Source organism: Pseudoalteromonas sp. SR41-4 (genome assembly GCF_014163985.1).
GTDB classification, from domain to species: Bacteria; Pseudomonadota; Gammaproteobacteria; order Enterobacterales; family Alteromonadaceae; genus Pseudoalteromonas; species Pseudoalteromonas rhizosphaerae.
This window is the reverse complement of record NZ_JACJEI010000066.1, coordinates 1-4,920: the sequence shown is the minus strand read 5'-3', so window position 1 is coordinate 4,920 and position 4,920 is coordinate 1. Positions and strand designations below refer to the sequence as shown.

The following is a 4,920-nucleotide window of genomic DNA, read 5'->3' as shown; positions in this document are numbered from 1 at the left end:
TTAATACTCATGAGTTTTGGCCTGCTAGCATAAGAAATATACCGAAAGGAGAATATGTATTCAGCATGCCTAGTAACTTTGAATATTCACCTGAAATTTCAAGTTTCCGTTTTGAAGTAATAGAAGTTAAAGTTTGGTAACCCACTATATTGTAATAAATAATTGGAGATTTAATTATAATGGAAAATAGAATAATAGAGTGTATTGCAAATTACGATAAAACTTCTTTTTCTGATCTTTCTAAGCATGTTGAGGGATTTGATGGAAAGTTGGCCTTAAGGGATCCTAACAATAAAGGTGTAGTTTTTTGGAATAATATTTCTGAAGAAGCCGCAGAAGTTATTTGTAAGCTGATTGATGATGGGAAGATAAAAATGATTCCAACTGAGATTATGACCTACATGATAGATGGCTTGTTTCCCAAAATGCCTTTAGCTAAGAAGTTGAGAAGTTACGCTAGTGATCATTTTTACCCTGTAACTTTCACTTTAATAAAATGATTTTTCTAAGTAATAGCTGCAAAAAAGCTTAGATAGCGTAATCTAACGCTAGAAAAACAAAACCCCGAATCACATCAATCAACTTGGCGGAAGATATGTGAGTTCAGGGTCAGGATAAATCCTAAGAGAATATTAACACATGGATCATACATATCAACCTAATAACCGCCATTTGAGCGGTGGTTTTTGAATACAGCCCATCAATTAACGTTGTTTGAACAGCGCTTACCAAAAAAACCATATCACACAGATGATTTGTCAACTGGATTGAAAATCGTTTCATCTAGCAAGGCTTCTAAATTTCGGTACATACAACATAACGGACCGACGCATAAATATTGGTTGGTGTTTGATATAGATCGTCTTGGTGCAACTATGTGTTGGGATGATTTGGGCGCACCGGCACCAAATATAGTTGCTACAAATCGTGAAAATGGTCACGCCCACTTAATTTACGGCCTAGAAATTCCTGTAAGAACCGCACCCGATGGAAGTAGTAAGGCTTTGCGCTATGCTGCTGCCGTAGAATCAGCCCTAAGGGCTAAATTGGGCGCAGATGAGGGGTACACAGGCCTGATCTGCAAAAACCCGTTAAATCCACATTGGCTCGTTTCTGTTTGGGAGCCAAATCCATACACACTGGACTGGTTAGCCGACTATCTCGATTTAAGCGTCTACAGCGGCTCAAAGCGACTACCTAGCAATGGGCTAGGTCGAAACTGCAATCTATTCGATTACCTCTCGAAATGGGCTTTTAAAGCTATTAGGCAGGGCTATCCAGAGTACGAGCGCTGGCATGAGGCTGTTTTAACAAGGGCGGAGGGGTATAACAACCGTGAGTTTACGTCACCGTTACCATTATCTGAAGTTAGAGCCACAGCCAAATCAATTGCTAGTTGGACGCACAAGAAGTTTAGTGCCGCAGGTTTTAGCGCATGGCAAGCCAGACAAGGCGCTAAGGGCGGTAGAAAATCAAAGGGTGGCGGTAGGCCGCTAGGGACAAACAAGGTTAACTGGGAGCTATGGGAGGCCGTACACAGCCTAAAATATAAAGGTTATAGCCATGCAGTTATAGCCGAGGATCTTAAAATCTCAGCCAGTACCGTAAGCAAATACTCTCAGATTTCAAAATAGCGATCGCGAAAACAAGCCATATCAGATAATAGCCCCGAAAGGGGTGCTTTTTCTCTGCTAGACAACACACACCCAAATAGCGATCGTGAAACAAGCCATATCAGATAATAGCCCATCTCTTTTAGTAACAGTTACCTTATCTGTTACTATCCCATATCTTACTTAGAAAAATATAACACCCTTATCCCCTCTGAATTAGTTACTTAGTCATTACCCCTCCAAAAATATATCAAATAAAGTAACTGTTACTAAAATCTTGCTAGTTATTGATTAGTGATTTATACTGTCTCTAGTGCTTTAAGCCAGCATACACAGAGTGCCCTACAGTCGCTTCGCTCCTTTGGTCATCTGTGTGTCTGGTTCAGGGGTGATAAATCCCCCCCGAAACCCCCTGAGAGCCTGATCAAAACCTTAACTTTTATCGTAACTGTTACTCTAAATAGGATTGCAACATATGCTTGATTACACATACAACGAAAACAAAAATATTCGTACATCATGCGCAGTCGAGAAAGTTTATTCGACTAACTTGGGTTTCATCAGCCGTGTTGCAGATGTCGAATATCAGCAAGCTAATGGCACTTGGAAAAGTGAGGGTTCTCGCTGGTTAATCAATGAACCCAGAGTTCAGATGATTATCGAAAATGGCTTTAAAAGCGCGACTCTTTAAATCAAACAGGAGCCTAACATGAAAGATAAATTTGATGATCGTACTGTTGATTTAATCCCACAGAAATCTAAGCGTGGCCGTCCAGTAACTGGCCGTGCAATGACCGCAGCCGAAAAGCAGGCCGCTTATCGTGCTCGAAAATCAGCGATAACAGTAACAGTTACTTTTAACCGTGAGGACATCAACACGCTAAAGCGTTTGATTGGTCATCCAGACTCAAGCCTAAATTTGGATAAATCAGCGATTGAAAGGCTTGCTGAGGCCGTATTTCAGGCGGCCAAGTAATGGAAAAGCGCGAACGAGTCATTAAGATCCGCTGCACTGATGCTGAATACGACACGCTAATCGAACGTTCTACAAAACTGCGCTTGGCAGAGTGGATTCGTGAGACATGCCTTGGCGTTCCAGCGAAACGAGCCGCACCATTGCCCACAGTCAGCCCAGAGCTGCAACGCCAGTTGACTGGTGTCGGGAACAATTTAAACCAGATAGCTCGCGCAGTGAACCAAGGTAAGTGGAGCAGCATCGACAAAAGTCGCGTCATTACTGAGCTTGTGAGCATTGAAAGACACTTGGCTGAAATCAAAAAGGGGCATTCAAATGATTGTTAAATTTCACGCAAGGGGCTCAGGCGTCGGTAATGGCCCGATTGATTATTTGCTGGGCAAAGAGCGCGACCGTGAGCAAGCAACCCTCGATAGAGGTGATCCTGAGGCGATCATTGCCATCATTGACGCTAGCCCGTATGCCAAGAAATATACGAGTGGTGTTTTGTCATTTTCAGAACCCGATTTAGACCGAGAATCTAAAGACAAAATCATGTCAGATTTTGAAAAGATACTTCTCCCAGGCATGGACGGAGATCAATACGCATGTTTATGGGTTGAACATCGAGACAAAGATCGCCTAGAGCTGAATTTTGTGATGCCTAACATCGAGCTACAGAGCGGTAAACGCTTGCAGCCGTGGTATCACAAACGCGATTTAAAGCGGGTTAATAACTGGAAAAACATTACTAATCACACATACAAATTGACTGATCCTGACAGCCCCTTAAATCATCGTTCATTGGTTACGCCACGTAACCTACCTGAAAACCGAAAAAAAGCAGCTGAAACGATTACAAGCAGCCTAATGACGGTCATGGCTAACGGGTTAATCACTAATCGCGCAGACGTGGTTAAAACGCTATCTGATGCGGGTTTTTCGGTCGCCAGAGAAACCAAGAATTCAATATCAATTGCTGATCCAGATGGCGGCAAAAACATACGGCTCAAAGGGGCTATCTATGAACGAGATTTTAAATTTAACGAAGAAACTGGAGCAGCAATCGAACGAGCAGCTAAGGCTTACGAAGCTGCGACTGAGCAACGAATTCAACGAGCACACCAAGAGCTTGCAGAGGGAATTAAAAGGCTCTCAGAGCATAATCAGCGCAGATATCCACGCAGTAACGCAGGAATTGCGCTCTCAAGCGTCCAGCATGAGATCAACAGCCCTGAGCACATGGATGTACTTGCTCCTAACGATAATAATCGTTCTAGTCTCGATGCAGGGGGTTCTGTGGTATCAAAGCAACAAGATAGCCGAGAACTTAGCAGCGATACAGCAACAAGAACAAACCTTGAAATCGTTACAGAATCAAACGTTCGGGGTGAAGCTCGTAGAGCAAAGCGGCAAGCAATACATACTGTTTCCGAAAAACAGGAAACTCAGCCAGCAATGGGAATCAAACGGCCAGAACGTAGTCGAGATGGAGAAAAAATAAATGACGGAATTAGAGTCACAGTTACTAAAATCTGTAACAGAATTTCAACAGCAGCAAGAGTTGCAAAGCAAAGAGTTATCGAAAGCTTATGCGGCTTTACAGCAAATGTTCGAGACTACCTCAGCCGAGAATCATCAATTAAGAGAGCAAGTACAGAACTTGGTCTTGCAAGTGAAGAGCTTGGCGCAGCTATTGAACAAACAGAAAAGATGATGAGGTTAGATAAAAATGCGAATATCACTCGAGGATTAGTTAGATAAAAATTTATTTTAAAACTGCCTTGATGTTAAGTTTTTGAATTTTAGGAAGTGTTGTTGCTAATGATTAAGTTATTGACGATTTAGTCAATATTTCAATGTGTTGCATAGGTTTACCCGCTCGGTTACTATGCATCTAAACAACTTAGATTTAAAGGACTGAGTCATAATGGATACCCAAAGTTTTTTAGCCAAATCCTTCGAATTATCTATTGATGATGTGGGCTGCTGATGCGTATTTCAATTTTAATTTTTTCATTAATTTTTTTTAGTGGATTTGCTATGTCTGAATGTAATATCCAGGCAATTTCTGTGAAAAATGTAAATGGAAAATTTGTCGATAAGTGTAACTCAGCCCATAAGCCATGTTGGTTCATGGGTGGCGTGGGTGTGATAGAAAATAGCTGTGAGATACCTGTAGGTGTGCAGGTTAAAATTACTGCATACGATAAGCTTAATTCACCTGTTAATACTCATGAGTTTTGGCCTGCTAGCATAAGAAATATACCGAAAGGAGAATATGTATTCAGCATGCCTAGTAACTTTGAATATTCACCTGAAATTTCAAGTTTCCGTTTTGAAGTAATAGAA

The 4,920-nt window shown here is 41.5% G+C and carries 8 protein-coding genes and 1 pseudogene; all 9 read left to right on the top strand.

The features are described from left to right. Positions 1 to 179 precede the first annotated feature (179 nt). A complete protein-coding gene (locus tag H5180_RS23225) occupies positions 180 to 500 on the top strand; it encodes a hypothetical protein (RefSeq protein WP_182759245.1) in 321 nt (106 codons plus the stop codon). Between the two features lie 186 nt (positions 501 to 686). After that, on the top strand, positions 687 to 1,634 hold the full coding sequence (locus tag H5180_RS23220) for a replication initiation protein (RefSeq protein WP_182759244.1): 948 nt from the start codon (positions 687 to 689) through the stop codon (positions 1,632 to 1,634). A 454-nt stretch (positions 1,635 to 2,088) separates the two neighbouring features. Further along, positions 2,089 to 2,304 carry a hypothetical protein gene (locus tag H5180_RS23215; protein ID WP_182759243.1) on the top strand — a complete coding sequence of 72 codons (216 nt, stop codon included), beginning with the start codon at positions 2,089 to 2,091 and terminating at the stop codon, positions 2,302 to 2,304. Between the two features lie 18 nt (positions 2,305 to 2,322). Further along, complete coding sequence (locus H5180_RS23210; protein ID WP_182759242.1) at positions 2,323 to 2,589, top strand: hypothetical protein; 267 nt, start codon at positions 2,323 to 2,325, stop codon at positions 2,587 to 2,589. Continuing rightward, positions 2,589 to 2,915, top strand: a complete 327-nt coding sequence (locus H5180_RS23205) for a MobC family plasmid mobilization relaxosome protein (protein ID WP_182759241.1) — start codon at positions 2,589 to 2,591, stop codon at positions 2,913 to 2,915. The genes H5180_RS23210 and H5180_RS23205 overlap by 1 nt, the downstream gene beginning before the upstream one ends. Further along, positions 2,905 to 3,291 (top strand): annotated as a pseudogene (locus H5180_RS23860) (relaxase/mobilization nuclease domain-containing protein); the annotation flags it as partial. The gene H5180_RS23205 and the pseudogene H5180_RS23860, both read left to right, overlap by 11 nt. A gap of 208 nt (positions 3,292 to 3,499) precedes the next feature. Beyond that, positions 3,500 to 4,072, top strand: a complete 573-nt coding sequence (locus H5180_RS23855) for an MbeB family mobilization protein (protein WP_404936352.1) — start codon at positions 3,500 to 3,502, stop codon at positions 4,070 to 4,072. Continuing rightward, on the top strand, positions 4,073 to 4,285 hold the full coding sequence (locus H5180_RS23850) for an MbeD/MobD family mobilization/exclusion protein (protein ID WP_220493181.1): 213 nt from the start codon (positions 4,073 to 4,075) through the stop codon (positions 4,283 to 4,285). Between the two features lie 275 nt (positions 4,286 to 4,560). Then, positions 4,561 to 4,920 (top strand): hypothetical protein (locus H5180_RS23195; RefSeq protein WP_182759239.1); only part of this gene is annotated, 360 nt, incomplete at its 3' end.